Below are 26,676 nucleotides of genomic sequence, written 5' to 3'. Positions count from 1 at the left end.
CCGGCGGCACGCCATGCAGCGTCCCGGCTGCAGCGTGCCGCCAACCCGCGCCCCGCGCACTCAGGGCTGGGCGCGCTCCAGCGACGCATCCCCGCCCAGGGTGCGATAGAGCGTCACCCGATTGGTCGCCGCGGTCAGTTCCACCGCGACCAGGCTGCGCTGCGCCGCATAGTAACTGCGCTGCGCATCCAGGTTGGACAGCGCGCTCTCCACGCCGACGCGGTAGCGCTGCGCGCTGGCATCGTAGGTATTGGCGGCATCGGTGAGGATAGCGTGCTGCGCGCGCAACTGCGCATCGATGGTGCCGCGCCGGGCCAGGGCATCGGCCACTTCGCCGAAGGCGGTCTGCAAGGACTTCTCGTAGCTGGCCACGGCAGCGTCGCGCTGCGCCTCGGTGTAGCGCACGTTGGCACGCGCCGCGCCGCCATCGAACAGGGTGTAGGCGGCGCTAGCACCCGCCGAGCCGTTGAAGGCGTCATGGGTGAACAGGTCCGACAGCGCCGTGCTGGTCAGCCCCAACAGGCCACTCAGGCTGATGCGCGGAAACAGCGCGGCGCGGGCGGCGCCGATCTCGGCATTGACCGCGCGCAGTTCGTACTCGGCCTGCACCACGTCGGGCCGGCGCAGCAGGATGGCCGTGTCCAGGCCGGCCGGCGGATCGCCGATGCGCGCCGCGGCCTCCTCGATCGAGGCCGGCAGCAGTGCCGGATCGACCGGAGCACCCACCAGCAACTGCAGCGCATTGACGTCCTGCGCCATCGCCGTGGTCTGCGCGGCCAGGTCGGCCTGCGCGGCATGCAGCACCTGGTTGGCCTGGTCCAGCGCCGAGTGCGGCACGATGCCGCCGTCCACGCGCTGCGCGGTCAGCGCCACGCTGGCGCCGGCGCTACGCACGGTGTCCTGCGCGATCGTCAGCAGGCTGCGGTCGCTGGCATAGGTCAGCCAGGCCATGGCGATGTCGCCGACCAGGGTCAGGCGCGTGGCGCGCGCCGCCGCCTCCTGTTCCAGGTAACGCTGCTGCGCGGCCGCGGTCAGTGCATGCAGCCGGCCGAACAGATCCAGCTCGAAGGCGGTGACGCCCACGCCCAGGTCGTAGCTGCTCGCATAGCCCGCCGCCGGCGCGGCCGCGGCGCTGCCGCCCTGCGCCCCGTCGGCCGGGGCCGCGCCCTTGCCGCGGTAGGACCGCGCATAGGTCGCGCTGGTACCCACCTGCGGCAGCAACGCGGCGCGTTGAATGCGGTACTGCGCCCGCGCCTGGGCGATAGAAGCGAGGGCGATCCGCAGATCGCGGTTGTGGTCCAGCGCCTGCGCGATCAGCGTCTGCAGCCGCGGGTCGCCGAACACCTGCCAGTAGCCCAGCGACGGCAGCGTGGCCTCGTGTTGCGCCAGGTAGGCATCACCGACCGGCCACGACGGCGGAATCGGCGCAGCGGGCCGCACATAGGCCGGCGTCAGGCTGCACGCCGACAGCAGGCACGCGGCGCCGAGCACGAGCGCGCGCATCAGGCCGGCTCCGGCCGCGTCGGCGCGGACGGTGGCGTTGCGCCGTCGCGGCGCGCGCGGCGGCGCGCCAGCCATTCGGCCATCGCGATGTGGAAGGCCGGGGTCAGGTAGAGGGTCAGCGCCTGCGAGAACAGCAGGCCGCCGACCACGGCGATGCCGAGCGGGCGCCGCGCCTCGGCGCCGGCGCCGACGCCCAATGCGATCGGCAACGACCCCAGCACCGCCGCCAGGGTGGTCATCATGATCGGGCGGAAGCGCACCGTCGCCGCTTCCAGCATCGCCGCACGCGGCTGTTTCCAGCGTTCCTCGCCGGAGCGCTCCAGGTCCAGCGCGTAGTCCACCATCATGATGCCGTTCTTCTTGACCAGCCCGACCAGCAGGATCAGGCCGACGAAGCTGAAGAGATTGAGCTCCTGGCGGAACAGCACCAGCATGAGAATGGCGCCGAACCCGGCCAGCGGCAGCGAGGTCAGGATGGTGATCGGGTGCAGCGCGTTCTCGTACAGGATCGCCAGCACGCCGTAGATCAGCAGCACGGTGATCAGCAGCAGCATCGGCAGCGTCTTCATCGAATTCTCGAAGGCCTGCGCCGAACCGGCGAACTGGCCGCTGATGGCGCGGGCGTCGCCCTTGCCCAGGATCTGCGCCATCAGGTTGCCGATGCCGGCGGCGGCATCGCCCAGCGACACGCCCGGCGCCAGGTTCATCGACAAGGTCACCGCCGGCAGGCCGGCGTAATGGTTGATCGCCACCGGCCCCACGCCCATGCGCACGTCGGCCACCGCGCGCAGCGGCACCATCGGCCCGCCGGCCGCGGTCAGCACCGCGCTGGTGCCGGAACTGCTGTTGGAGGTCTGCGTGCCGATCGCGGTGATGCCCGGGTTCTGGTTGCCGTTGAACGACAGCGCATCCAGGCCGTTGAGGTCGGCCTGCGCCGCGGGATCGACCTGCAGCAGCACCTCGTACTGATCGGTGTCGCCGTAGATGGTGCTGATCTTGCGGCCGCCGTAGGCGCTGGCCAGGGTGTCCTGCAGGCCGGCGGCAGTGACGCCCAGCGCGGCGGCCTGCTCGCGGTGCAGCACCACCTCGATCTCCGGGTTCTTGAGCTGCAGGTCGCTCTGCGGATCCTGCACGTCGCGCAGTTGCCGAATGCGTTGCAGGATGGTGTCGGACTGGGCGTACAGCGCCTTCTGGTCGGTGGACTGCAGCACGTATTGCAGCGATCCGTTCGAGGCCGTCGGCCCCATGTCGATCGCCGGTGGATTGCGCATGTTGAGGGTGATGCCCTGGATCGCGGCGATCTGCTTGCGCACGTCCTGGATCACCTCCTCGGCGCTGCCGCTGCGCTCGGACAGCGGCTTGAGCCCGATCAGCAGGCGCCCGCTGTTACTGAGTGAATTGTCCGAACCGATCACCGATTCGACGTTGGCCACGTTGGGATTGCGCTGGATGATCTTCACCACCGCCGCCTGCTTGGCGACGAAGTCGGCGAAGGCGGTGCCCTCCGGCACGCGGGTGTCGCCGTCGATCTTTCCCGAATCCACCTGCGGGATGAAGCCCTTCTCGACCACCGCATAGACGCCGGCGGTGCCGACCAGGGTGGCCAGGCCGATGACGCACATCAGGCCGATGCGCTCGGTCGCCCAGGCCAGCGAGCGCGCATAGCCGCGTTCGCTGGCGTCGACCAGCCGGTCGAAGCGCTCGAACACCCAGCCCGTGCTCTTCCTCGGGTCGAGCCAGCGGCTGGCGAGCATCGGCGTGAGGGTCAGCGAGACGATGCCGGACAGGATCACCGCGATCGCGATCACCATGCCGAACTCGGAAAACAGCCGCCCGACCAGCCCGCCCATGAACACGATCGGCAGGAACACCGCCGACAGCGACACCGTCATCGACAGCACGGTGAAGCCGATCTCGCGCGAGGCGGCGATGGCCGCGTCCATGCGGCTGGCGCCCTGCTCGGCGTGGCGGACGATGTTCTCGATGACCACGATGGCATCGTCGACCACGAAGCCGACCGACAGGGTCAGCGCCAGCATCGAGATGTTGTCGAGGCTGAAGTGCAGCAGGCGCATCACCGCGAAGGTGCCGATCAGCGAGGTCGGCAGCACCAGGGACACGATCAGGGTCGCCATCCAGCTGCGCAGGAACAGCAGGATCACCACGATCACCAGCACCAGCGAGCCGACCAGGGTCCACTCCACGTCCTCCACCGAGGCGCCGATGTAGTCGCCGCGGTCGTAGAGCACGTCGAGCTGGGCGTCGCCGGGCAGCTGCGCACGGATTCCCGGCAGCGCCGCCTGGATGCCCTGGGTCACCGACAGCGTGTTGGCGCCGGGCTGGCGGTGGATGTTGATCTCGATCGCGCGCTGGCCGTTGAGCGAAGCGGCGGTCTGCAGGTTCTCGACGCTGTCCTCGGCATGGCCGACGTCGCGCAGGCGCACCGGCGCGCCGTCGGCATAGGTCAGCACCATGGCATCGAAATCGGCCGCGCGCTTGAGCTGCCCGTCGGCGCGCACGGTGTAGGACCGCGCGCGCCCCATCAGCGTGCCGGCCGGCGCGTTGCTGTTGCCCGCCTGCACCGCCGAGACCACCTGGTCGAAACCCAGGTGGCGGGCAGCGAGCAGGTGCGGATTGACGAACAGGCGCACCGCGTACTTCTGCGCGCCGTTGACGTCGATCTGGCCGGCGCCCGGCACCGAGGCCAGGCGCAGCGCCACGCGGTCCTTGGCGAACTGGTTGAGCAGCGGCAGCGCGATGGTCTTGGAGCGCAGGATCAGGTGCATGATCGGCGCGGCGCTGGGGTCCTCCTTCTGGATCTGCGCCGGGTTGATCTCGCGCGGCAGCAGCCCGGCCGCCTGCGAGACCGCGTTCTGCACGTCCTGCGCCGCGGCATCGACATTGCGGCTCAACGCGAACTGCAAGACGACGCGGGTGCTGCCGACGCTGCTGGTCGAGCTCATCGTGTCCAGCCCGGGCAGGCCGCTGAACTGCCGCTCCAGCGGCGTCGCTACCGCCGCGGCCATGGTCTCGGGATTGGCGCCGGGCAGCGACATGTTGACGGTGATGGTCGGGAAGCTGACGTCGGGCAGCTCGCTCACCGGCAGCGCGAAGTAGGCCATGGCGCCGGCCAGCACCAGCCCGATCATCAGCACCGAGGTCATCACCGCGCGGTGGATGAACAGCGCCGACAGGTTCACGCAGGCCGTCCCGTCGCCGCCCCGTTCGGCGTGGCGTGCGGGTTGCCGGATTGCACCGCGGTGCCGTCACGCAGTTCGTTGGGCACGGTGAGGATGACGCGATCGCCCGCGTGCAGGCCCTTGGCGATCACCGCCTGCCCATCGACCATCCGCGCCACGCTGAGTGGCCGCGCCACCGCGCGCCCACCGACCACGCAGTACACGTATGGCCCCTGCTGTCCCTGCTGCAGCGCGCTCTCGGGCACCGACAGCGCCTGCGGGTCCTCCGCCAGGATCACCCGCACGGTGACGAACTGCCCCGGCCACAGCGTGGCGCCGGCGTTGGCGAAGCGCGCGCGCAGCTCCAGGGTGCCGCTGCTGGTGTCGAAGGCATTGTCGAGAAACGCCAGTTCGCCGCGGTCCAGCAGCGTGCCCTTCACCGCATCCAGCGCCAGTACCGGCAGCCCCAGGCCCTGGTGCCCCAGCGGTGCGGCGCGCACGGCATCGACCTGCACATGCGCCAGGGCGAAGCGCACCTCGATCGGCGTGCTGACGTTGAGCGTCACCAGCGCGGTGCTGGACCCGCTGGACACCAAATTGCCCGGCTTGACCGCGATGGCGCCGGCGCGGCCATCGATGGGGGCGCGGACCTGGGTGTAGGCCAGCGACAGCTGCGTCTGCTCGACCTGCGCCTGGTCGGCGGCGACGGTGCCGCGCAGCGAGCGCAGCGTGTCGGCCGCGGTGGTGTAGGTCTTGGGATCGACCGCGCCGGTCCTGGACAGCTTGGCGTAGCGCGCCTCGGTGTCGGCCGCATCCGCCGCCAGCGCCTGGTCGCGGGCCAGGGTGGCGCGCGCCTGCGCCAACGCCGCCCGCAGCGGCCGCGGATCGATGGTGAACAGCAATTGCCCGGCGTGGACCTGTTCGCCGTCATGGATCAGCACCGACTGCAGCACCCCGTCGGCCTGCGCGCGCACCTCCACGGTCTGCGGCGACAGCAGGGTGCCGGAGGTCTCGATGATGTCCGGGACCCGGTGCGGCGCGACGGTCATGGTCTGCACGCGCAAGGGTTCGGGCGCCGGCGCGGACTGCTGGCGGTGCGCGCGCCAGTACCAGCCGCCGAGGATCAGCAGGCACAGCGCGGCCAGTCCGGCGAAGACGGTGATCCGGCCCAGGCCGCGCGCCTTGCGTGGCGTTTGATCAGCGCTTGCGCGCCGACGTGGCGCGCGCAGCGGCATGACATCGTCGAAGGTGGCAGCAGGCCGCGCGGGATCCCGTCCCGCGCCGACATCAAGGTGCTGCCCAGGGAACCGCCCATCGCTCTGGCTTCGCATGCCGGCCGCGTCCGCACTCGTGGTGAATGGCGATGCCGTGACACCAGGATCTCTGTGCGCACGCAGCGGCATAGCCTGTCCCAATGACGCCAGATCGACAGTGATGGCTCCGTGATAGAACGCACAGCATCAGGTGCGGTATGCGCCGCGCTCTGCACACGTCATCGACGGAACCACGTCTCCGCCACCGCGTGGGCGAGGACCGCAGCGCGCGCCGGCCAGGAGTGCGCCCGAACGCTCACGGACTGCCGTCGCGCTCCACCACCAGCACCCGCGCCGCGCCCTGCGGGTGCGCCACGTGCTCGGTGCCTTCCGGCGCATGGAACACGTCGCCGGCCTGCAGCAATGCCGTCTGCTCGACGCCGTACACGCGCCAGCGCATCTGCACCTGTCCGTCCAGCACCACGAACACCTCCTGGCCGTCGTTGACGTGCCAGACATAGGGTTGGTCGGCCCAGTGGATGCGCACGCCGATCCCGTCCAGCATCGCCACCGGCAGCGCCTCCCAGGCACGGGTGCCGGTGAAGTCGCGCGCCCGCAGCACCCGCGGCATGCCGCTCATGCCAGGCCCCGCGCGCGGCGGCTGGACTGCAGCACGTTGTCGCGCGGCAGCGGCCGCCCCGCCTGCACCGCCGCGATCCACTGCGCGGTGTCGGCGACCGCGGCGAAATTGCTGTGGAACACCACTCCGAACACCCGGTGGATCTCCTCGGCGCTGGCCTGGCCGGCGGCGTTGGCGTACGGCAGCGCACCGCTGGCGTCGCCCAGCACTTCCACCGCCAGCCCGCGGTGGAAGGCCTCGTACACGGTGGAGGCGTTGCAGTTGTGGGTCATGTAGCCGGCCACGGTGAGGGTGTCGATCGCCTGCTGCTGCAGCCAGTCGGCCAGGTCGGTGCCGGCGAACACGCTGGGCTTGGTCTTGCGCAGCAGCCGCGTGTGCGGCCGCGCCGCGACCTGCGGGTGCAGGTCCCAACCGGGGCTGCCGTCGGCGAAGACCGGCGCCGGCGCCGGCGCGGTGTGCTGCACCACCAGCACCGGCACGCCGTGCGCCTGGGCCGCGTCCATCGCCTGCAGGAGCTTGGGCAGCGACTGCGCCACCGGCGGATGGGCGATGGGCAGCGCGCCGTCGAAGTAGGCGTTCTGGACATCGATGACCAGCAGGGCGCGGCGGGGAGAAGACATGCGGTGGCTCCAGAGCGAAGAGGCGGCCAGTGTCGGCGGGCGGGTGCGCGGCGACGAGTGGCCCGAAACACCGTTTTCGCTAAAATCGGGCCATGTCGCCGCATCACATCGCCGTGGTCGCCTTCGACCGCATCAGCCCCTTCCACCTCGCGGTGCCCTGCCAGGTGTTCGAGTCGCGGCCCGATACCGACCTGCCGGCCTTCGACCTGCGCGTGTGTGCCGCCGAGCCGGGCCTGCTGCGCACCGATGCCGGCTTCGCCATCCAGGTGCAGCACGGGCTGGACGCGCTGGACGGCGCAGACACGGTGATCGTGCCGTCCTGGCGCGATGCCGCCGAGCCGGCCCCGGCGGCGCTGTGCCAGGCGCTGCGCCGCGCCCACGCGGCCGGCGCGCAGGTGGTGGGCCTGTGCCTGGGCACCTTCGTGCTGGCCGACGCCGGCCTGCTCGACGGCCGCCCCGCCACCACCCACTGGGCGGCGCTGGCGCGCTTCGCGCAGCGCCACCCGCAGGTGCGGCTGCAGCCGGACGTGCTGTACGTGGACGACGGCGACGTGCTGACCTCGGCCGGCACCGTGGCCGGCATCGATTGCTGCCTGCATCTGGTCCGGCGCCGCCACGGCGCCGAGGTCGCCAACCGCATCGCCCGGCGCCTGGTGGTGGCGCCGCACCGCCAGGGCGGGCAGGCGCAGTACGTCGAACAGCCGCTGCCGGCCAATCGCCGCGACGCCCTGCTCGGCCCGACCCTGGACTGGATGCTGCAGCGGCTGGAGCAGCCGCTGCGCCTGGACGCGCTGGCCGCGCACGCGCGGATGAGCCGGCGCAGCTTCACCCGGCAGTTTCGCCGGGTGACCGGGACCACCGTGGTGCAGTGGCTGGCGCACCAGCGCCTGGTCCGCGCCCAGCAGCTGCTGGAGCGCACCGACCTGGCCCTGGAGCGGATCGCCGCCAGCTGCGGCTTCGGCAGTGCCGGCGCGCTGCGCCAGCAGTTCGCGCGCACCCTGGGCGTGCCGCCCTCGGCCTACCGCCGCGGCTTCCGTGCCGGTTGAGGCCGGCCCGCTGCGTTCCGCCGGCCGCGCCACGTCGCCCGCACCGGCACCCGCTACAATCGGCGCATGCGCGTCTTCCTCCAGCAACGCCCCGACGGCAACGAGCCGCCACGCTACCTGCAGTTGACCCTGCAGCCGGACCTGTTCGGCGGCTGGGAGCTGCTGCGCGAAAGCGGCCAGATCGGCGGCCGCGCGCAGCTGCGGCGCGAACTCTATCTGCAGCAGGAAGACGCCAACGCCGCCTTCGAGAAAGCCCGCGACGCCCAGCTCAAGCGCGGCTTCCAGGTCATGTTCACCCGTGGCGCCGACGCGCCGCGCTAAGGAATCCCCCATGCTCAAGAACGACCGCCTGCTGCGCGCGCTGCGCCGCGAGCCCGTGGACCAGACCCCCGTGTGGCTGATGCGCCAGGCCGGGCGCTACCTGCCCGAGTACCGCGCCACCCGCGCCCGCGCCGGCAGCTTCCTGGCCATGGCCAAGACCCCGGAGCTGGCCTGCGAGGTGACCCTGCAGCCGCTGGCGCGGTTCCCGCTGGACGCGGCGATCCTGTTCTCGGACATCCTCACCATTCCCGATGCGATGGGACTGGAGCTGTACTTCGTCGAAGGCGAAGGCCCCAAGTTCCGCCATCCCGTGCGCGACGCGGCGGCGATCGCCAAGCTCGGCGTGCCGGACATGGAGACCGAGCTGCGCTACGTGATGGACGCGGTGCGGGTGATCCGCCGCGAACTGGACGGCAGCGTGCCGCTGATCGGCTTCTCCGGCAGCCCCTGGACCCTGGCCTGCTACATGGTCGAGGGCGGCGGCAGCGACAACTACGCGCGGATCAAGGCGCTGGCGCTGAACGATCCGGCCGCGCTGCACGCGCTGCTGTCGGTCAACACCGACGCGGTGATCGCCTACCTGGCGGCGCAGCGCGCGGCCGGCGCGCAGGCGCTGCAGGTGTTCGACACCTGGGGCGGCGTGCTGAGCCCGGCCATGTACCGCGAATTCTCCCTGCCCTACCTGCAGCGCATCGCCCGCGAACTGGCGCGCGGCGACGGCGCCGAGCGCACCCCGCTGATCCTGTTCGGCAAGGGCAATGCGCTCTATCTGGAAGAACTCGCCGGCTCCGGTGCGGAAGGCGTGGGCGTGGACTGGACCATCGACCTGGCCGACGCCGCGCGCCGCACCGGCGGCCGCGTCGCCCTGCAGGGCAACCTGGACCCGGCGATGCTGTACGGCGCGCCGGAGGCGATCGACCGCGAAGTGCAGCGCGTGCTGCGCAGCTATGCCGACGGCAACGGCGGCTCGCTGGACGGCCATGTGTTCAACCTCGGCCACGGCCTGTCGCCGGACATGCAGCCCGAGCATGTCGGGGCGTTGGTGGCGGCGGTGCAGCGGCGTAGTCGGCGCGGTTGAACGCCGGGATTCGGGATTCGGGATTCGGGATTCGGGATTGCAGTCTCGCGCACGGTCGGCGATCTGACCGTGCGCTCAATCTTTTGCGCTCTTTTGCGCTTCGTAGGAGCGGCTTCAGCCGCGACATGATGTTGCGGGAATGCCCGTCGCGGCTGAAGCCGCTCCGACGCAAACATGCGCATGCCGCCGTCTGCGTAGCCCTGCACGGCGCCGCTCGCTGAGCGCGGGCTGCATCGCCCACACGCACTGCACGCGGCTGCACGACACGGCGACGCGATCTGCGCGATCCTATTGCTCCCCCCGCGTCACCCTGCGTGCCGATGTCCGCGCCCTCCTCCGATCCGATCGCCGTTCCCAACGCGCGCAGTTTCCGTCCGCTGCTGTGGCTGGTGTCGCTGGCCATCTTCATGCAGATGCTCGATGCCACCATCGTCAACACCGCGTTGCCGGCGATGGCGCGCAGCCTCGGCGAAAGCCCGCTGCAGATGCAGTCGGTGGTCTTCAGCTATGCGCTGGCGGTGGCGATGTTCATTCCCGCCTCGGGCTGGATCGCCGACCGCTACGGCACGCGCCGCACCTTCCTGACCGCGATCGTGCTGTTCACCCTCGGCTCGCTGCTGTGCGCGGCGGCGCCGCGGCTGCCGTATCTGGTCGCCGCGCGCGTGCTGCAGGGCATCGGCGGCGCGATGCTGCTGCCGGTCGGCCGGCTGGCGGTGATGCGCTCGGTGTCGCGCGCGCAGTTCCTCAGCGCGATGAGCTTCATCGCCATCCCCGCGCTGATCGGGCCGCTGGTCGGGCCGACCCTGGGCGGCTGGCTGGTGCAGGTGGCGTCCTGGCACTGGGTGTTCCTGATCAACCTGCCGATCGGCGCGATCGGGTTCGCCGCCGCGCTGAAGATCATGCCGGACTTCTACGGCGAGCAGCGCACCCGCTTCGACCTGGTCGGCTACGCGATGCTGGCCTTCGGCATGGTCGCGCTGTCGCTGGCGCTGGACGGCATCTCCGAGCTGGGCCTGCGCCACGCCTTCGTGATGCTGCTGGCGATCGGCGGGCTGGCGGCACTGATCGGCTACTGGCTGCACGCGGCCAACGCGGCGGCGCCGCTGTTCCCGCTGCACCTGTTCAAGGTCGTCAGCTTCCGCATCGGCATCCTCGGCAACCTGTTCTCGCGCGTGGGCAGCGGCAGCATGCCGTTCCTGATCCCGCTGCTGCTGCAGGTGGGCCTGGGCATGAGCCCGATGGACGCCGGGCTGATGATGATCCCGGTGGCGCTGGCCGGCATGGCCTCCAAGCGCGCCGCGGTGAAGCTGGTGGAACACTTCGGCTACCGTCGGGTGCTGATGACCAACACGGTGCTGGTCGGCACCGCGATGGCCAGCTTCCTGCTGTTCGACGCCGGCCAGCCGCTGGGCTGGCGGCTGCTGCAGCTGGCGCTGTTCGGCGCGGTCAACTCGCTGCAGTTCACCGTCATGAACACGGTGACCCTGCGCGACCTGGACCGCGACCAGGCCAGCGCCGGCAACAGCCTGCTGTCGATGGTGATGATGCTGGCCACCGGCTTCGGCGCCGCGGCCGCGGGCAGCCTGCTGGCGGCGTTCAACACCCACCTCGGCGATACCCACGGCGCCACCGCGGCGCTGCACGCGACCTTCGTCTGCGTCGGCGCCATCACCCTGACCTCGACGCTGATCTTCTGGCAGTTGCCGGATACCCGGCCGCATCCGAAGCAGGTGGAAGAGGTGGCGGAGTGAAGCCGGGACCCGGGACCCGGGACCCGAAAAAGCCTAGAACGGAGCGCTTTTGGCTGTACGGGCGAAGCCATTCCTCTAGCGGCACCGCACCGCGCACCGCCTACATGCGCTCGCCGTTGCCGCCGCTCTCTCCGGGACCCGGGACCCGGGACTCGGGACTCGGGACTCGGGACCCGCAAAAGCCTAGAACGGAGCGCTTTCGGCTGTACGGGCGAAGCCGTTCCTGTAGCGAAACCGCACCACGCACCGCCTACGCACGGTCGCCGTTGCCGTCGCTCTCTCCGGGTCCCGGGTCCCGGGTCCCCGGTCCCGGCTCCCCCTCCACCGCGTCGGCCAGCATCTCGCCGGTCACCGGTTTGCGCAGGAAGCCGCTGAAGCCGGCGGCGCGGGCCTGCGGTTCGGCGTCGGCGTCGGCGCGGGCGGTGACCGCGATCAGCGGCATGCCGTAGCCGAAGGCGCGCAACTGCCGCGCCAGGGCCAAGCCGTCCAGGCCCGGCAGGTCCAGATCCAGCAGCGCGATGTCGAAGCTGCTCGCCGCCGCTTCGGTCAGCGCGGCCAGCGCGTGCGCGGCATGGGTGACGTGGTGGCCGCGCGCGCGCAGCAGGCCGCCGACCACCTCGGCCACGGTCGGGTCGTCCTCGACCAGCAGGATCCGCTGCGGCGTCGCGGCGCTGCTGGAGCCGCGGGTGTCGCGCGGCGCCTGCGGCAGCGGCTCGGGCGTCCACGGCAACGGCAGCTCGACCAGGAAGCGGGTGCCGGCACCAAGGCGGCTGCGCAATTCGATGCGTCCGCCCATCGCCACCGCCAGTTCCTGGCTGATCGCCAGGCCCAGGCCGCTGCCGCCGTAGCGCGCGGCGGTACGCGGTCCGTCGGCCTGCTCGAAGCGCTGGAACAGCCGCGCCTGCTGTTCGGCATTGATGCCCGGCCCGGTATCGGCGACCTCGAAGCGCACGCCCTGCTGCGGCTGCAGCGGCGCCACCCGCAACTGCACGCTGCCGTGCTCGGTGAACTTGATGGCGTTGTTGAGCAGGTTCAGCAGGATCTGCCGCACCCGCGTGGCGTCGCCGCGCGCGGTGACGTGCGGCGGCATGGCATTGTCCAGGGCGAAGGCGAGGCCGCGGCCGCGCGCCATCGGCCCCATCATCGCTTCCAGTTCGGCGATCAGCCGGCCCAGGTCGAACGGCTGCTGCTCCAGTTCCAGCCGCCCGGCCTCGATCCGCGCCAGGTCCAGCGCATCGTTGACCAGGCGCAGCAGGTGCGAGCCGGCGTCGCGGATCGATTCGGTGTAGCGGCGCTGCTTGGGGTCCAGCGGCGTGGCCAGCAGCAGTTCGCTCATGCCCAGCACGCCGGTCATCGGCGTGCGCACTTCGTGGCCGAGCGTGGCCAGGAAGCGGGTCTTGGCCAGCGAGGCCTGCTCGGCCACTTCCTGCTTGTGCACCGCCAGTTGCCAGGCGGCGCGCCGGCGCAGGCGGCGCCGGTACAGGTAGGCCAGCAGCCACAGCGCCAGCACCGCCAGCACCGCCAGCCCGGCCACGCCCCAGGGGCTGCGCCACCACGGCGGCAAGACGCGGAAGTGCAGCGTGATCACCTTCGACCACACCTTGTCGGCGGTACGCGCCTGCATCTCCAGGGTGTAGTGGCCCGACGGCAGCCGCGAGAACAGGCGCTCGCCACTGGCACCCACGTCGACCCAGTCCGGGTCGTAGCCGCTGAGGCGGAAGCGGTAGGTATTGGCGTCGGTGTCGGAGAACGACAGCAGGCGCGCGACCACGTGCAGATCGCGGTCGCCTTCCTGCAGCGCGATATGGTCGGCGTGCAGCAGGTCCAGCCCGCGCTCGCCGCGGCGCACGCCGATGCGCTCGATCACCAGCGGCGGCTGTCGCCGCGACGGCACCACCTGCGCCGGCTCGAACAGCACCACCCCGTCCGGGGTGCCGCCGAGGATCTGCCCGCTGCGCGCCTGCACCAGGGTGCGGGCGCGGAACTCCTGGTTCGGCAGGCCGTCGTGCACGCCATAGGAGCGGATCGCCTTGCTCGCCGGATCGACCCGGATCAGCCCGCGCACGCTGCTCAGCCAGGCCACGCCACTGGCGTCGACCACCAGGCCATTCGGCGCCAGGGCCGGGAATTCCTGATCGGCATCGATGCGGTCGAGCAGGCTCAGCCGGCGGCCATCCCACAGATAGCGCTCCAGCTGGCCGACGCCGGCCAGCCACACCACATTGCCGTCGCTGATCGCGAAGGTGCTCAGCGGCCGCTGCGGCGCGCCGGGCACGGGCGCGAAACGCGCCTGCGCCGGATCCCAGGCGAGCAGGCCGTGCTGCCCCAGCAGCCAGAGCTGACCCTGCGGCCCAGTCCGCACTTCCGCCACCACCAGTTCCGCGGGCAGGCCGGCGGTTCCCGGCACCATGGTGCGCAGCACGCGGCCGTCGAGGTCGCGCACCTGCACGCCACCGATATCGCTGAAGATCCACGCGTGGCGGTCGCTGCTGAAGGCGATTTTCTCCACTTCCGCCGGCATCGCCGGGTCGGCGGCGGCATCCTTGGCCCAACGCCGCACCTCGCCGCTGACCGGGTCGTAGCGCAGCAGCCCGCCGAAGGTCGCCGCCCACAGCCGCCCTTGCGGATCCTCGGCGATCGCGCGCGACCAGTCGCGCCCGAACATCGCCTGCATGTGCCGATGCACGACACCGGTGCCCGGATCCAGCTTGTCCAGCACGCCACGCGTGCCGGCCAGCCACACGCCGCCATCGCGGGAGGCGGCGGTGCCGAGCACGTAGGGATTGCCCATCGACTCCGGGTCGTCCACGCGGTAGGACAGTACCGAGAACTGCTGCCAGTTCGCCGGCAGGTGCCACAGGCCGGCATTGGAACTGGCGAACCACAGGCCACCCTCGCGGTCCTCGAAGGCCAGCGCCCAGTTCGGCTTGACCAGCCCGTGCGCGGAGTTGCTGTACAGCGGCACGTTGCGGATCACGCCGGACTCGCTCTCGCGGCCCAGCCCGTCCATGGTGTCGAACCAGCGCGTGCCGTGGCGGTCGTGGACCAGCATCGCCAGCACGCTCTCGTCGGGCACGTTGCGCCAGTACGGCTCCACCACGCTGGCATCGGCACGCAGCAGGCGCACCCCGCCCTGGGTGGACACCCACAGGGTATCGTCGCGTTCGGGGGTCAGCCCCTGTACCTCCGGCCGCGGCAGCGCGGCGGCGTCGACGCGCTGGAAGTCGTGTCCGGTCCAGCGCGCCAGGCCACTACGCGTTCCCACCCACAGGGTGCCGTCGGCCGTGGTCGCCAAGTGCGTGACGGTCGCCGAAGGCAGGCTGCGTGCATCGCCGGGAATCGGCATGAAGCGGCGCAGGCGGCCGTCCGGCTGCACCTGGTGCAGGCCGCCGGTGGCCGTGCCGAACCAGATGCTACCGTCCGGCGTGGAGGCGATCGCCCACACCGTGGTGCCGCCGATCTGCGGATAGGTGCTGCGATCGTAATAGCGGAACTGGCGGCGGTCGGCCGAGAGCATGCCCAGGCCGGCGCCGTCGGTCCCGAACCAGACCCGGTTCTGCGCGTCCACGTGCACGCACCAGATCTTGTTGGCGTGCAGGCCGTCCTCGATCCGCCAGATGCGGTAGCCGCGTCCGTCGAAGCGCGCCAGGCCGTCGCTGCTGGCCAGCCACAGATAGCCGAGCTTGTCCTCGGCAAAGCCATTGATGCTGTTGGACGGCAGGCCATCGGCCACGGTGAGCTGGCGCGGCTGCGGCGTCGGCGGCACTGCCGCGCCGGCGACGCCGGACCACGCCAGCAGCAGCCATCCCAAGATCCGTCTCGACCGCATCGCCTCTGTCTCCCCCGGCGGGCATCCGTCCCGCGTCACCGGCGCCATCGTCGGCGATAAGCGCCGGCGCTGGCAACCGGCCCGGCATCGGCTCAGAGCGGCGGCGGCGCGCCGTCCAGCACCGCGTCGATCGCGGCTTCCAGCATCTGCCCGGTGACCGGCTTGCGCACGAACCCGGCGAATCCGGCCGCGCGCGCCGCCGCCTCGGCCTCGCCGTCGGAACGCGCGGTCACCGCCAGCAGCGGGAAGCCGTAGCCCAGCGTGCGCAACTGCCGCGCCAGCGCCAGGCCGTCGAGTGCCGGCAGGTCCAGGTCGAGCAGGCCGATGTCGAAGCTGCCCTGGCTGGCCTCGGTCAGCGCCTCCAGGCCGTGCGCGGCCCAGACCACCTTGTGCCCGCGGCCGCGCAGCAGTTCGACCATCACCTGGGCCACGGTCGGTTCGTCCTCGACCAGCAGGATGCGCAGCGCGGTGCGCGCCCGCGGGGCCGCCGCCGGCACCACCGCCACCGGTTCCTGCGCCGGGCGCCAGCGCAGCGGCAGCCCCACGCGGAAGCGCGCACCGTGCCCCAGCCGGCTCTCGACCTGGATGCGCCCGCCCATCGCCATCGCCAGTTCCTGGCTGATCGCCAGGCCCAGGCCGCTGCCGCCCTGGCGCACCGCGGTGCGCGGACCGCCGCCCTGCTCGAAACGCTGGAACAGCCGCGCCTGCTGCTCGGCGCCGATGCCCGGGCCGGTGTCGGCCACCTCGATGCACAGCCCGTGGCTGTCCTGCGCCGGCGCCACCTTCAGCGCCACCGAGCCGCTGTTGGTGAACTTGATCGCGTTGCCGAGCAGGTTCAGCAGGATCTGCCGCACCCGCAGCGCATCGCCTTCCACCGTGGTCGGGCCGGGCATGGCGTCGTGCAGATCGAAGCGCAGCCCGCGCGCCTGCGCCAGCGGCGCCATCAGGTTGACCACCTCGGCGATCAGCGCCTGCAGCGCGAACGGCTGCGACTCCAGGCGCAGGCGCCCGGCCTCGATCCGCGCCAGGTCCAGCGCGTCGTTGACCAGGTGCAGCAGGTGGGTGCCGGCGCGGCGGATCGACTCGGTATAGCCGCGCTGCTTGGGATCCAGCGGCGTGGCCAGCAACAGTTCGCTCATGCCCAGCACCCCGGTCAGCGGTGTGCGTACCTCGTGGCCGAGCGTGGCCAGGAAGCGGGTCTTGGCCAGCGAGGCCTGCTCGGCCAGTTCCTGCTTGTGCAGGGCCAGTTCCCAGGCGTGCTGGCGGCCCAGGCGGCGCCGGTAGGCGCGCAGCGACACCAGCAGCAGCAGGCCGGCGGTGGCGAGCATCCCGACGATGCCCCAGACGCTGCGCCACCACGGCGGCTGCACCCGGAACGGCAGGCGCAGCGTCGGCGACCAGGCACCGTTGCGGGTGCGCGCCTGGATCTCCAGCACCTGCGCGCCGTCGGGCAACTGCGGCAGGGTGCGTTCGCCGCTGGCGCCGGTGCTGACCCAGTCGCGGTCGTAGCCCGGCAGGCGGAAGCGGTAGACGATGTGCTCGGGATCGATGTAGGACAGCAGCCGCACCGCCACGCGCAGGTCGCGGTCGTCCGAGCGCAGGGTGAAGTCGCCGCGCGTCGGCAGGGTCAGCAGGCGCGGGCCCCGCCGCACCTGCACGCTCTCCATGCTCAGGGACAGCGGCACCGGCACCGGATCCGGCTGCTGCGTGTCCAGCAGCGCCACGCTGCCGTCGGCAGCCGCGGCCACCAGCACGCCGTCGGCGGTCATCAACAGACCGCGCCGCACCAGTTCCTGGCTGCCGAGCCCGTCGCGGGTGCCGAACGCGCGCACCGCCGGGGTGCGCCGCGGATCGACCCGGAACAGGCCGCGGCGCATGCCCAGCCAGGCGCGGCCCTGCGGATCGGCGACCAGCGCGCTGGACTCGGTGGCCGGCAGGCCATCGGCCACCGCGTAGCGCTGGCTGCGCTGCCAGTGGGCGCCGGTGCGCCGCCACAGCTCCAGGCCGGACAGGCGATGCACCCACAGCGTGCGCGCGTCGGCGAAGGCGAACGACTGCACCTTCTCGCCAGCCAGCTCCGGCGGCGTAAGGAACTGCCCGGCCGCCTCGTCCCAGTGCTGGAAGCGCTCGGCGGCCACCCACGGCACCCCGTCGGGGGCCATCGCGAAGGCGGCGATGTCGGTCCCGGCCAGGCCGTGCTGGCCGCCGGGGATGTTCTGCAGGACGTGGCCGGCGCCATCGCGCACCTGCAGGCCGTAGCCCGGCGCGGCGATCCACAGGCGCTGGCGCGCGTCCAGTTGCAGCCAGGCCAGGGTGCCGTCCGGGATCGCATCGGCCTCGCCGGCGGCGCGGGTCCAGCGCTGCAGGTTGCCGCCGTCCAGCGGGCCGCGCAGCAGCGTGCTGCTGCCGCCGATCCACAAGGCCCCGCGCGGATCGTCCAGCACCGACAGCATGCGTCCGCTGGGCGCACCATTGGCCCAGTGCGGCGCGCTCAGCGCACCGTTGCTGGTGTCGAGGCGAAACACGCTGGCGCCGGAGCCGAGCAGCCAGGCTCCGCCGGCGCGCGCCGGCGCCAGGCCGACGTACTGGTCGGCGGGCAGGCCCTGCGCGGTGCCCAGCACCGCCAGGCGGCGCCAGTCCGGGCGCAGGTAGCCCAGGCCGCGCGTCGGCAGCGGCACCCACAGGCCGCCTTCGCGGTCACGCAGCACGGCCTCCACCACGCTGGCGCCAGACACCGCCGCGCCACCGGTATCCACCCGCCGCGCCGGCCCGTCGGCGGGCTTGTGCCACAGGCCCTCGCCATTGCCGAGCCAGTAGCCGCCGGCGCCGTCCTCGGCGATCGCGCTGACCGCGCGGTGCAGCGCATCGACCCAGTCCGCGCGCCGCCAGCGCCCGGCATGGTCGCGCCGGAACAGGCCGGTGTTGCCGCTGAACCAAAGGCCGTCGCCGAGCGGCGTGATCGACGTGATCACCTGCGCCTTGTCCGGCACGCCGTCGTCGATGCGATACGCGCTGACGCGCTGGCCGTCGTAGCGCAGCAGGCCCTTGAAGGTGCCCACCCACAGCACCCCGGCATCGTCGAAGGCCAGGGTCAGCACCGCGCTGTCGAGCAGCGCGTCCACCGCCGGGTCGCCGGCGCGGATGCGCTGCACCCGGCCATCGCCGCCCAGCCGGTACAGACCGCCGCGGTAGGTGCCGAAGAACACCGCGTCGCCGCGGCTGGCGATGGCGAACACCTCGTCGCTGCGCATCGCCGGCTGCGTGGCCATGTTGAAGTGGCGGAAGCCACGCCGGTCCGCGCCGAGCACGCTCAGCCCGCCGCCCTCGCAGGCCACCCAGATGCGGTTGCGCGCGTCGATGTGCATGTCCTGCACGTAGTTGCAGCGCAGCGAGGCCGGATCGGCCGGGTCGTGGCGCCAGACCCGGAACTCGCGTCCGTCGTAGCGGGCCAGGCCGTCGCCGCTGGCGATCCAGAGATAGCCGTCGCGGTCCAGCTGCAGCGCGGAGATGTCGCTGGACGGCAGCCCCTGCTCGCTGGAGAACACCCGGAAGCGCGGCAGTTCCGGCACGCCGGCGCAGGCGTCGGCGCAGAGGCCGGCCAGCGCCAACAGACACAGCAGCCCCCAGCGGCGCCACGGGCGTGGGGAACGCGGGATGGGGGACATGGACATCGGCTCCGGCAAGGGACGTCGGCGGATGAACACCGGCGCACTGCCGGGGCCGGACGCGCACGGCGGCCGCTCCGTGTGCCGCTCGCCGCGGCAGCGTTCTTATACCCCGCGCCGGCGTAAAAATCACACCTGTCGCGGCATGCAACGAACCGTTACGCGCCGCAGGTACGCAGCCGGGCCGGACTGTGACTAGAATCCGGCGACCTCCCAGCGCGGCCCCGCTCCATGCTCAAACCCTCTCTCGTGGCCCTCCTGCTGGCCTTGCCGGGCGCCGTCTTCGCCGCGCCGGCGCAGTACGCGCTGGACCCGGTGCACACGCGGGTGCTGTTCGCGATCGAGCACGCCGGGTTCTCCAAGGCGCTGGGCACCGTGTCCGGCAGCACCGGCACCCTGGTGTTCGACCCGGACGACTGGCGCAGCGCGCGGCTGCAGGCGCGGGTGCCGTTGCAGCGGCTGGACCTGGGCGACGAGAAATGGAACCGCGCCGCGCTGGCGCACAACCTGCTCGATGGCGAGCACTACCCGGAGGCGCAGTTCGTCTCCACCCGCGTGGAGCCGATCGACGCGCAGCACGCCAAGGTGATCGGGCAGTTGACCCTGCACGGCGTCACCCGCGAGGTGACCCTGGACGTGACCCTGAACGCTGTGAAGCGCCATCCGCTGCCGCCGTTCCGCCGCACCGCCGGCTTCTCCGCCACCGCCACGCTGCAGCGCGCCGACTTCGGCATCAGTGCTTGGCCGTCGGTGATCGGCGGCACGGTGGAGCTGCGCATCGAGGCCGAGGCCACCCGCGAAGGCGGCGCCAAGGCCGAGCCGGAGCCGGCACCGAGCAGCAGCACACCGGCCGCACCCACCGATACCCCCGCGCCGGCGGCGCCCGCCGCGCCGGCCGCGCAGGACGACACGCCATGAGCGCACGCAATACCGCCGACCGCTGGGGCAGCGTCAGCCAGACCCTGCACTGGTTGATCGCCGCCCTGATCCTGCTGCTCGGCGTGGTCGGCCTGACCATGGGCGAGCTGCCGAAGACGCCCAAGTACTTCTGGGTCTACACCGCGCACAAGTCGCTGGGCCTGACCGTGCTGGCGCTGGTGATCGTGCGGCTGGGCTGGCGCCTGTACGCCGGCGCGCCCAAGCCGGTGCCGGGCACGCCCGGCTGGCAGGAGCGCATCGCTGGCGCCACCCACGTGCTGCTGTACGTGATGATCTTCGCCATCCCGCTGTCCGGCTGGCTGTACGACTCCAGCAGCGGCCTGCGCCCGTTCCGCTGGTTCGGCCTGGTCGCCGTGCCCAAGCTCAGCCCGCCCGACGAACACCTGCGCGACCTGTCGCACGCGGTGCACGAGTGGGGCTTCTGGCTGCTGATCGCGGTGGTCCTGGCGCATGCCGGCGCCGCCTTCTACCACCACCTGTTCCAACGCGATGCCACCCTGGCGCGGATGCTGCCGCGCGGTTGGCTCACCCCCAAGTCCTGAGGAGCCGTTCCGATGTCGACCCGTTTCGCGTCCCCCGCCGCCGTCGCCGCCAGTCTGGTGGCCCTGCTCGCCGCCGCCCCCGCGGTGCAGGCCGCCGACTATGTGCAGGCCCCCGGCTCGACCCTGGTGTTCGCCAGCAAGTACGACGGCGAAGTGTTCACCGGCCAGTTCCCCGGCTTCGACACCAAGCTCAGCTTCGACCCGGCCAACCTGGCCGGCGCCAAGCTCGACGTGACCATCCCGCTGGCCGGCGCCAAGAGCGGCAACAACGACCGCGACTCCACCCTGCAGGGCCCGGATTTCTTCAACGTCGCCAAGTTCGCCACCGCGCACTATCGCGCCGACAAGTTCCGCGCGCTGGGCAACAACCAGTTCGCCGCCGACGGCACCCTGGAGTTGCGCGGCGTGTCCAAGCCGGTGACCCTGACCTTCACCTGGACCCCGGGCGCGCAGCCGGTGCTGGCCGGCAAGGCCACGGTCAAGCGCCTGGACTTCGGCGTGGGCGGCGGCGACTGGGCCGATACGAAGACCATCCCCAACGAAACCGCGATCAGCACCAAGGTGGTGTTCAAGGCGAAGTGATTCGCCACAGGCCGCGGCGCGCGGCCGCTGAGCGGCGGATTTCCTCGTCGGGTCCGCCGCTTTTTTTATGCGCGGCTCAGGCGACGCCGGCGCACTGCACGACGAAACCGGCGCGGCGGCCGAGGCGCCGGTAGTAGGCGTCCACCGCCTGCAGCGGCGGATGCTCGAACGGCGTGCGGTACCAGCGATGCACCGACAGGCCGATGGCGATGTCGGCCAGACTAAAGTGCTCGCCAGCGACGTAGCCACCGGTGTCGGCCAGGTGCTGGTCCAGCACCGCCATGAATCGCGCCCAGGCCGCGAGCGAGGCCTGGATCTGTGCAGGTTCGGCCGGATGCGGCGCCCCGCGCACCAGCGCCAGGAACGCATAGCGCCACGCGCCATTCAGATCCGACGCCTGCCAGTCCAGCCATTGATCGACCCGCGCTCGCGCCTTGGCCTCGGTTGGATACAACGCCCCGTCGCCGTAGCGATTGGCGAGGTAGCGCAGAATGCTGTTGGATTCCCACAGCACGAAATCGTCGTCCAGCAACACCGGCACCATTCCATTGGGATTGAGTGCGGCGGTCGCTGACCCGGACCTCACCGGCGTCGCCAGCACCGACGGCGCGCAGACATCCTGCTGCCGGAACGGCAACGCGAGTTCGATGCACGCCCAGTGGACCTTGCGGACGTTGATGGACGTACGGTTGCCGAGAATGGTCAGCATAGGCCAGGTTCAAAAAAGCCTGCAAATCCAGGGACAAAGCAGAATGACGAGGCTGGTCACGCATCGCAAGCCGGTCATCGCCTTTCGGGTGGGGCCGAGCAGATCGCCAGCCACGCGCGCACGCCGGCGGCATCGAACGGCCAGTCCAGTTCGCGCCCGTCCGCAGCGCGCAGCACCGGCACGCGCACGCCATAGCGTGCCTCCAGCGCTGCGTCGTCGTCGATGAACACGCTGACCGGCTCGGGCACGCGCGCCTGCGCCAGCACCTGCAGGGCCTGGTCGCACAGATGGCAGTCGTCGCGCTGGTACAGGGTCAGGGACATGCTCGCGTCCAATGCTGCGCTGCGGGCCTGTGCCGTGCGCCGGAAGCATAGAATAGACGGTCTTTCGCCCACCCCTTCGGCACGCGCATGGCTGTCAGCACCTTCGACCTGTTCAAGATCGGCATCGGACCGAGTTCCTCGCATACCGTGGGGCCGATGCGCGCCGCCGAGCGCTTTGTGCACCGCTGGCTGTTCGACCAGGGCCGCCTGCAGGACGTGGTGCGGGTGCGTGCGGAGGTGTTCGGCTCGCTGGCCCTGACCGGGCGCGGCCACGGCACCGACAAGGCGGTGCTGCTGGGCCTGGAAGGCCAGCGTCCGAACCTGATCGACCCGGACATCATCCCCGGCGCGCTGGAGCGCATCCGCGGCAGCAAGCGCATCAACCTGCTCGGCCAGCACGAGATCGCCTTCGACGAGAAGCGCGACCTGGCGATGAACAAGCGGCAGAAGCTGCCGTACCACACCAACGGCATGCGCTTCACCGCCTATGCCGCCAACGACGAAGTCATCGCCACCCGCGACTACTACTCGGTCGGCGGCGGATTCGTGGTCAACCAGGACGACGCCGCCGACGACCGCATCGTCGCCGACGAGACGCCGCTGCCCTACCCGTTCAAGAGCGGCGACGAGCTGCTGGCGCAGGCCGCGCGCAGCGGCCTGAGCATCGCCGCGCTGATGTTCGAGAACGAGAAGTGCTGGCGCAGCGAGGACGAGATCCGCGCCGGCCTGCGCGAGATCTGGGGCGCGATGCAGGCCTGCGTGACGCGCGGCATCCGCGAGGAAGGCACGCTGCCCGGCGGCCTGCACGTCTCACGGCGCGCGCCGGCGCTGTACCGCGAGCTGTCGTCCAAGCCGGAAGCGGCGATGCGCGATCCGCTGACCACGCTGGACTGGGTCAACCTGTACGCACTGGCGGTCAACGAAGAGAACGCCGCCGGCGGCCGCGTGGTCACCGCGCCCACCAACGGCGCGGCGGGCATCATTCCGGCGGTGCTGCACTACTTCGACCGCTTCTGCCCCGGCGCCGACGAACAGCGCGTGTTCGACTTCCTGCTCACCGCCGCGGCGATCGGCATCCTGTACAAGGAAAACGCCTCCATCTCCGGCGCCGAGGTCGGCTGCCAGGGCGAGGTCGGCGTGGCCTGCTCGATGGCGGCCGGCGGCCTGGTCGCCGCGCTCGGCGGCAAGCCGGGGCAGATCGAGAACGCGGCCGAGATCGGCATGGAGCACAACCTCGGCCTGACCTGCGACCCGATCGGCGGCCTGGTGCAGATTCCGTGCATCGAGCGCAATGCGATGGGGGCGGTCAAGGCGATCAACGCCAGCCGCATGGCGATGCGCGGCGACGGCAAGCACAAGGTGTCCCTGGACAAGGTGATCCGCACCATGCGCGACACCGGCCGCGACATGCAGGACAAGTACAAGGAAACCAGCCGCGGCGGGCTGGCGGTGAACGTGATCGAGTGCTGAGCCGCCTTGGACGCTGGCCCGTGCGATCGCCAGCGTCCCCGCCGCCGCGCGGATAAAGATCGGCGCGGCGATGCCGCTAACGCAAGAGACGTCGGCCGATCCGGCATTGGCATGCTCTTGCGGTTCCCACACACCTCCTGGCGCCTGCTGGCGCTACAGCTGGCCATGCTCTCGACAGCGTGGAGCGCGAGTGTGCCGCAGGCACGGGCACTGCAGCCGGACAAGCAGTTCAATCACTACGAGCGTGAAGGCTGGGGCCTGGACCAGGGCCTGCCGCAGCTGAGCGTGCAGGCGTTCGCGCAGGACCGCCAGGGCTACCTGTGGATCGGCACGATGGGCGGGCTGACCCGCTTCGACGGCGTGCGCATGACCTCGTTCAACGAAGGCGCGCCGGCGCACCTGCCGGGCAACCTGATCAAGGCGCTGCACGTCGATCCTGCCGGCACGTTGTGGATCGGCACCTACCGCGGCCTGTCGCGCTACCGCGACGGACGCTTCTCCACGCTGCTGCCGCAGGATCCGCAGGCGCCGCTGCTCAACATCGAGGCGATCGCCACCGATGCGCGCGGCACCGTGCTGGTCGCGGCGCAGGATGGCGTGTACGCGGTGCAGGACGATCGCCTGCAGCTGCGTTATCGCATCGCCGGCGGCGCCTCTGCGTTGCTGCCGCGCACCGACGCGCTGTGGGTGGGGACGCGCGGAGCCGTGCTGCGCTTCGTCGCCGGCCAGGACGCGCCGGAGGCGCTGGCACTGCCGCAGGAGGCCGGCGCCGCGCCGGTGCAGCACCTGCTGGAGGCGCAAGGCACGGTCTGGGCCGGCACCCACGACGGCCTGCTGTTGCGCCGCGACGGGCGCTGGCAATGGCTGCCCGATGCCAGCGGCCTGAGCCGACGCGCGGTGCAGGCCCTGTTCGAGGACAGCGACCGCAACCTGTGGGTGGGACAGCCCGGCGCGCTGCTGCGCGTGCGCGATGGCGCGATCGTCGAGCGCAGCCCGGAAAGCAAGCCGAACATCGGCGTCAACGCCATCTTCGAGGATCGCGAGCGCAACCTGTGGCTGGGCAGCAGTTGGAACGGCGCGACCCGGCTGTGGAACGGCTGGACCCGCCGCTACAGCACCCACGAAGGGCTGGACGACGCGCTGGTCTGGACCCTGGCCCGCGACCCGGACGGATCGCTGTGGGTCGGCACCGACAGCGGCCTGTCGCAGCTGCGCGCTGGCCGCTACCAGCAGCACCTGAGCCTGGCCCAGTTGCACAACGAGGCGCCCTACACCTTGCTGGCCGAACCCGGGCAACTGTGGATCGGCACGCGCCATGGCGCCGCCCTGTACCGCGACGGCCGGCTCAGCCAGCCGGCCTGGATGGCGCCGCTGCGCGACCTGCAGGTCAGCGGCATCGTCCGCGACCGTGCGCAGCGGCTGTGGTTCGCCAGCGACGACGGCCTGTTCCGCAGCGACGGCACGCGGCTGCGCCGCTACGGCACGACCGACGGCCTGCGCGATCCGCGCGTGCGCCTGGTCCACGAGACCCGCGGCGGCCGCCTGCTCGTCGGCGCGCAGTCGGGCCTGTACGAACTGCGCGGCGAGCGCCTGGTCGCCCTCGCCCCGCCGGGCTCGGCGCTGGCCAGCGCCGACGTCACCGCGATCCACGAACTGCCCGATGGGCAGTGGCTGGTCGGCACCCTCAACGAGCAGTTGTGGTTGTTCGACGGGACGCACTGGTATGCGTTCGGCGAGCAGGACGGGCTGCCGGTGAACGCCGCCTTCTTCATCGCCGACGACGGCCGCGGCGGGATCTGGGTGGCCGGCCTGCGCGGGGTCTACCGGGTGCGCCTGGCCGACCTGCAGCGCCACGCGGCGTCGCCGCAGGCGCCGCTGAACGCCGAGCTGATGCTCACCGAGCGCGCGCAGCGCCATGGCGGTGTGCAGGGCATGTGCTGCAACGGCGCCGGCAACGGCAAGGGCTTCATCAAGCACGGCGCGCTGTGGCTGCCCAGCCGCGACGGCGTGGTCGCCCTGGACACCGCCGGCATCGTCAAGAATCCGGTGGCGCCGCAGCCGGTGGTGGAGCGGGTACGCGCGCTGGGCCAGTGGCTGACGCCGCAGGCGCTGCCCGCGCCGCTGCCCGAAGCCGCGCGCGACCTCGACTTCGAGTTCACCGCCGCCTCGTTCCAGGCGCCGCAGAACGTCGAGCTGCGCTACCGGCTGCTCGGCTACGACCGCAACTGGCGCACCCTCGACGACATCCGCCAGCGGTCGGTCAGCTACACCAACCTGCCCGGCGGCGACTACGTGTTCGAGGTCACCGGCAGCAACAACGCCGGCGTGTGGGCGGCGGCGCCGGCGCGGCTGCCGCTGCGCATCGCGCTGCGCTTCCAGGAAACGGCGTCCTACAAGCTGCTGCTGGCACTGGGCGCGTTCGCCCTGCTGCTTTCTGCCGTGTGCCTGGCGCGGCTGCACAACCGGCGCCAGCGCGAGATCCTGGAGCGCCAGGTGCGCGATCGCACGCAGGCGCTGCAGGCAGCCAACCAGCGCCTGCAGGAGGCCAGCTTCACCGACGAACTGACCCAGTTGCGCAACCGCCGCTACCTGTCGCTGCACATTCCCAGCGACATCGCGCTGTACCGGCGCATGGCCGCCAACGACGAGGACATGCTGTCCTCGGGCATGCTGTTCGCGCTGATCGACATCGATCACTTCAAGTCGATCAACGACAGCGGCGGCCATCACACCGGCGACGCGGTGCTGCAGCAGATGGCGCAGTTGCTGGTGCGGCTGACCCGCGAAAGCGACTACGTGGTGCGCTGGGGCGGCGAGGAGTTCCTGCTGGTGCTGCGCTCCGCGCCGCGCGAGAACCTCACCATGGCCGCCGAACGGCTGTGCCGCGCGGTGGCCGCGCACCCGTTCGTGTTCGACCACGGCCGCCAGGGCCGGGTCACCTGCTCGATCGGACTGGCCGAATTCCCGTTCGTGCACGATCCCGACAACCTGCTCGGCTGGGAACAGCTGCTGGTGCTGGCCGATCGCGCGCTGTACCAGGCCAAGGCCAAGGGCCGCAACGGCTGGGCCGCGTACCGGCCGGTGCTCGGCGCGCAGGCCGAACAGGTGCTGGCGGCGCTGCAGGAACCGCTGGGGCAGATGCAGCGCCACGCCTGCCTGACCCTGGTGCACAACGGCGGCAGCCTGCCGCCGGCGTAACGCGTTGACGCCTCGCACGCGTGGGCCG

Annotated in this window: 18 protein-coding genes; 9 read left to right on the top strand and 9 right to left on the bottom strand. The window is 71.6% G+C overall.

Annotation, left to right across the window (positions count from 1 at the left end; all coding sequences use genetic code 11):
• Positions 1-60: 60 nt before the first annotated feature.
• The 5 genes from FHR56_RS15850 to FHR56_RS15830 all read right to left on the bottom strand — a co-directional run bounded on the left by FHR56_RS15850 (position 61) and on the right by FHR56_RS15830 (position 7,195).
• Positions 61-1,503, bottom strand: coding sequence for an efflux transporter outer membrane subunit (locus tag FHR56_RS15850; protein ID WP_237473099.1), 1,443 nt, complete (start codon positions 1,501-1,503; stop codon positions 61-63).
• Positions 1,503-4,703, bottom strand: coding sequence for an efflux RND transporter permease subunit (locus FHR56_RS15845; RefSeq protein ID WP_160946417.1), 3,201 nt, complete (start codon positions 4,701-4,703; stop codon positions 1,503-1,505). Before FHR56_RS15845 ends, FHR56_RS15850 begins: the two co-directional genes overlap by 1 nt.
• Positions 4,700-5,917 carry an efflux RND transporter periplasmic adaptor subunit gene (locus tag FHR56_RS15840; protein ID WP_237473100.1) on the bottom strand — a complete coding sequence of 406 codons (1,218 nt, stop codon included), beginning with the start codon at positions 5,915-5,917 and terminating at the stop codon, positions 4,700-4,702. Before FHR56_RS15840 ends, FHR56_RS15845 begins: the two co-directional genes overlap by 4 nt.
• 334 nt (positions 5,918-6,251) lie before the next feature.
• The gene (locus FHR56_RS15835; protein WP_160946418.1) at positions 6,252-6,575 is read right to left on the bottom strand and encodes a cupin domain-containing protein; all 324 of its coding nucleotides are present in this window, start codon (positions 6,573-6,575) and stop codon (positions 6,252-6,254) included.
• The gene (locus FHR56_RS15830) at positions 6,572-7,195 is read right to left on the bottom strand and encodes a cysteine hydrolase family protein (protein WP_160946419.1); all 624 of its coding nucleotides are present in this window, start codon (positions 7,193-7,195) and stop codon (positions 6,572-6,574) included. Before FHR56_RS15830 ends, FHR56_RS15835 begins: the two co-directional genes overlap by 4 nt.
• Before the next feature lie 92 nt (positions 7,196-7,287).
• On the opposite strand from FHR56_RS15830, the gene FHR56_RS15825 reads away from it, so the two are divergent.
• From FHR56_RS15825 to mdtD, 4 genes are all read left to right on the top strand, one after another.
• Entirely contained in the window at positions 7,288-8,241 is a 954-nt protein-coding gene (locus FHR56_RS15825) for a helix-turn-helix domain-containing protein (RefSeq protein ID WP_160946420.1), read from the top strand.
• A 66-nt stretch (positions 8,242-8,307) separates the two neighbouring features.
• Complete coding sequence (locus tag FHR56_RS15820; RefSeq protein ID WP_160946421.1) at positions 8,308-8,562, top strand: WGR domain-containing protein; 255 nt, start codon at positions 8,308-8,310, stop codon at positions 8,560-8,562.
• A 10-nt stretch (positions 8,563-8,572) separates the two neighbouring features.
• A complete protein-coding gene (hemE, locus tag FHR56_RS15815; protein ID WP_160946422.1) occupies positions 8,573-9,640 on the top strand; it encodes a uroporphyrinogen decarboxylase in 1,068 nt (355 codons plus the stop codon).
• Positions 9,641-9,960: 320 nt separating this feature from the next.
• Positions 9,961-11,391, top strand: coding sequence for a multidrug transporter subunit MdtD (gene mdtD, locus FHR56_RS15810; protein ID WP_160946423.1), 1,431 nt, complete (start codon positions 9,961-9,963; stop codon positions 11,389-11,391).
• Positions 11,392-11,641: 250 nt separating this feature from the next.
• Here mdtD and FHR56_RS15805 read toward each other — a convergent pair whose 3' ends face one another.
• Together FHR56_RS15805 and FHR56_RS15800 are read right to left on the bottom strand one after the other, a co-directional pair.
• Positions 11,642-15,220, bottom strand: a complete 3,579-nt coding sequence (locus FHR56_RS15805; RefSeq protein ID WP_237473101.1) for an ATP-binding protein — start codon at positions 15,218-15,220, stop codon at positions 11,642-11,644.
• A 92-nt stretch (positions 15,221-15,312) separates the two neighbouring features.
• Positions 15,313-18,885 (bottom strand): ATP-binding protein, encoded by a 3,573-nt coding sequence (locus FHR56_RS15800; RefSeq protein WP_160946425.1) that lies wholly within the window; start codon positions 18,883-18,885, stop codon positions 15,313-15,315.
• A 231-nt stretch (positions 18,886-19,116) separates the two neighbouring features.
• On the opposite strand from FHR56_RS15800, the gene FHR56_RS15795 reads away from it, so the two are divergent.
• From FHR56_RS15795 to FHR56_RS15785, 3 genes are read left to right on the top strand one after another with little or no spacing between them, the layout of a single operon-like run.
• Positions 19,117-19,803 (top strand): YceI family protein, encoded by a 687-nt coding sequence (locus FHR56_RS15795; protein ID WP_160946426.1) that lies wholly within the window; start codon positions 19,117-19,119, stop codon positions 19,801-19,803.
• On the top strand, positions 19,800-20,366 hold the full coding sequence (locus FHR56_RS15790) for a cytochrome b (RefSeq protein ID WP_160946427.1): 567 nt from the start codon (positions 19,800-19,802) through the stop codon (positions 20,364-20,366). Before FHR56_RS15795 ends, FHR56_RS15790 begins: the two co-directional genes overlap by 4 nt.
• A gap of 12 nt (positions 20,367-20,378) precedes the next feature.
• Positions 20,379-20,948 (top strand): YceI family protein, encoded by a 570-nt coding sequence (locus FHR56_RS15785; protein WP_160946428.1) that lies wholly within the window; start codon positions 20,379-20,381, stop codon positions 20,946-20,948.
• 76 nt (positions 20,949-21,024) lie between these two features.
• Here FHR56_RS15785 and FHR56_RS15780 read toward each other — a convergent pair whose 3' ends face one another.
• On the bottom strand, positions 21,025-21,657 hold the full coding sequence (locus FHR56_RS15780) for a glutathione S-transferase N-terminal domain-containing protein (RefSeq protein WP_160946429.1): 633 nt from the start codon (positions 21,655-21,657) through the stop codon (positions 21,025-21,027).
• Positions 21,658-21,731: 74 nt separating this feature from the next.
• Positions 21,732-21,980 (bottom strand): glutaredoxin family protein, encoded by a 249-nt coding sequence (locus tag FHR56_RS15775; protein ID WP_160946430.1) that lies wholly within the window; start codon positions 21,978-21,980, stop codon positions 21,732-21,734.
• Positions 21,981-22,067: 87 nt separating this feature from the next.
• Here FHR56_RS15775 and FHR56_RS15770 point away from each other — a divergent pair, with 87 nt between their 5' ends.
• Positions 22,068-23,450, top strand: coding sequence for an L-serine ammonia-lyase (locus tag FHR56_RS15770; protein ID WP_048490425.1), 1,383 nt, complete (start codon positions 22,068-22,070; stop codon positions 23,448-23,450).
• A 111-nt stretch (positions 23,451-23,561) separates the two neighbouring features.
• Positions 23,562-26,648, top strand: coding sequence for a ligand-binding sensor domain-containing diguanylate cyclase (locus FHR56_RS15765; protein WP_260400302.1), 3,087 nt, complete (start codon positions 23,562-23,564; stop codon positions 26,646-26,648).
• The last annotated feature ends 28 nt before the right edge of the window (positions 26,649-26,676 follow it).

The sequence above is a fragment of the Xanthomonas sp. F10 genome (assembly GCF_014206815.1).
Classification (GTDB): Bacteria; Pseudomonadota; Gammaproteobacteria; order Xanthomonadales; family Xanthomonadaceae; genus Xanthomonas_A; species Xanthomonas_A indica.
Note: the sequence above shows the minus strand (reverse complement) of the source record. Positions and strands in the feature narration are given on the sequence as shown.

Excerpts from the sequence above, each read along its gene's own strand:
- FHR56_RS15790 (WP_160946427.1), top strand. The coding sequence starts at position 19,800 with ATGAGCGCACGCAATACCGCCGACCGCTGGGGCAGCGTCAGCCAGACC.
- FHR56_RS15765 (WP_260400302.1), top strand. The coding sequence starts at position 23,562 with ATGCTCTTGCGGTTCCCACACACCTCCTGGCGCCTGCTGGCGCTACAG.
- FHR56_RS15770 (WP_048490425.1), top strand. The coding sequence starts at position 22,068 with ATGGCTGTCAGCACCTTCGACCTGTTCAAGATCGGCATCGGACCGAGT.
- FHR56_RS15785 (WP_160946428.1), top strand. The coding sequence starts at position 20,379 with ATGTCGACCCGTTTCGCGTCCCCCGCCGCCGTCGCCGCCAGTCTGGTG.
- FHR56_RS15850 (WP_237473099.1), bottom strand. The coding sequence starts at position 1,503 with ATGCGCGCGCTCGTGCTCGGCGCCGCGTGCCTGCTGTCGGCGTGCAGC.
- FHR56_RS15795 (WP_160946426.1), top strand. The coding sequence starts at position 19,117 with ATGCTCAAACCCTCTCTCGTGGCCCTCCTGCTGGCCTTGCCGGGCGCC.
- mdtD (WP_160946423.1), top strand. The coding sequence starts at position 9,961 with ATGTCCGCGCCCTCCTCCGATCCGATCGCCGTTCCCAACGCGCGCAGT.
- FHR56_RS15825 (WP_160946420.1), top strand. The coding sequence starts at position 7,288 with ATGTCGCCGCATCACATCGCCGTGGTCGCCTTCGACCGCATCAGCCCC.
- FHR56_RS15780 (WP_160946429.1), bottom strand. The coding sequence starts at position 21,657 with ATGCTGACCATTCTCGGCAACCGTACGTCCATCAACGTCCGCAAGGTC.
- hemE (WP_160946422.1), top strand. The coding sequence starts at position 8,573 with ATGCTCAAGAACGACCGCCTGCTGCGCGCGCTGCGCCGCGAGCCCGTG.
- FHR56_RS15840 (WP_237473100.1), bottom strand. The coding sequence starts at position 5,917 with ATGCCGCTGCGCGCGCCACGTCGGCGCGCAAGCGCTGATCAAACGCCA.
- FHR56_RS15775 (WP_160946430.1), bottom strand. The coding sequence starts at position 21,980 with ATGTCCCTGACCCTGTACCAGCGCGACGACTGCCATCTGTGCGACCAG.
- FHR56_RS15800 (WP_160946425.1), bottom strand. The coding sequence starts at position 18,885 with ATGTCCCCCATCCCGCGTTCCCCACGCCCGTGGCGCCGCTGGGGGCTG.
- FHR56_RS15835 (WP_160946418.1), bottom strand. The coding sequence starts at position 6,575 with ATGAGCGGCATGCCGCGGGTGCTGCGGGCGCGCGACTTCACCGGCACC.
- FHR56_RS15820 (WP_160946421.1), top strand. The coding sequence starts at position 8,308 with ATGCGCGTCTTCCTCCAGCAACGCCCCGACGGCAACGAGCCGCCACGC.
- FHR56_RS15805 (WP_237473101.1), bottom strand. The coding sequence starts at position 15,220 with ATGCGGTCGAGACGGATCTTGGGATGGCTGCTGCTGGCGTGGTCCGGC.
- FHR56_RS15830 (WP_160946419.1), bottom strand. The coding sequence starts at position 7,195 with ATGTCTTCTCCCCGCCGCGCCCTGCTGGTCATCGATGTCCAGAACGCC.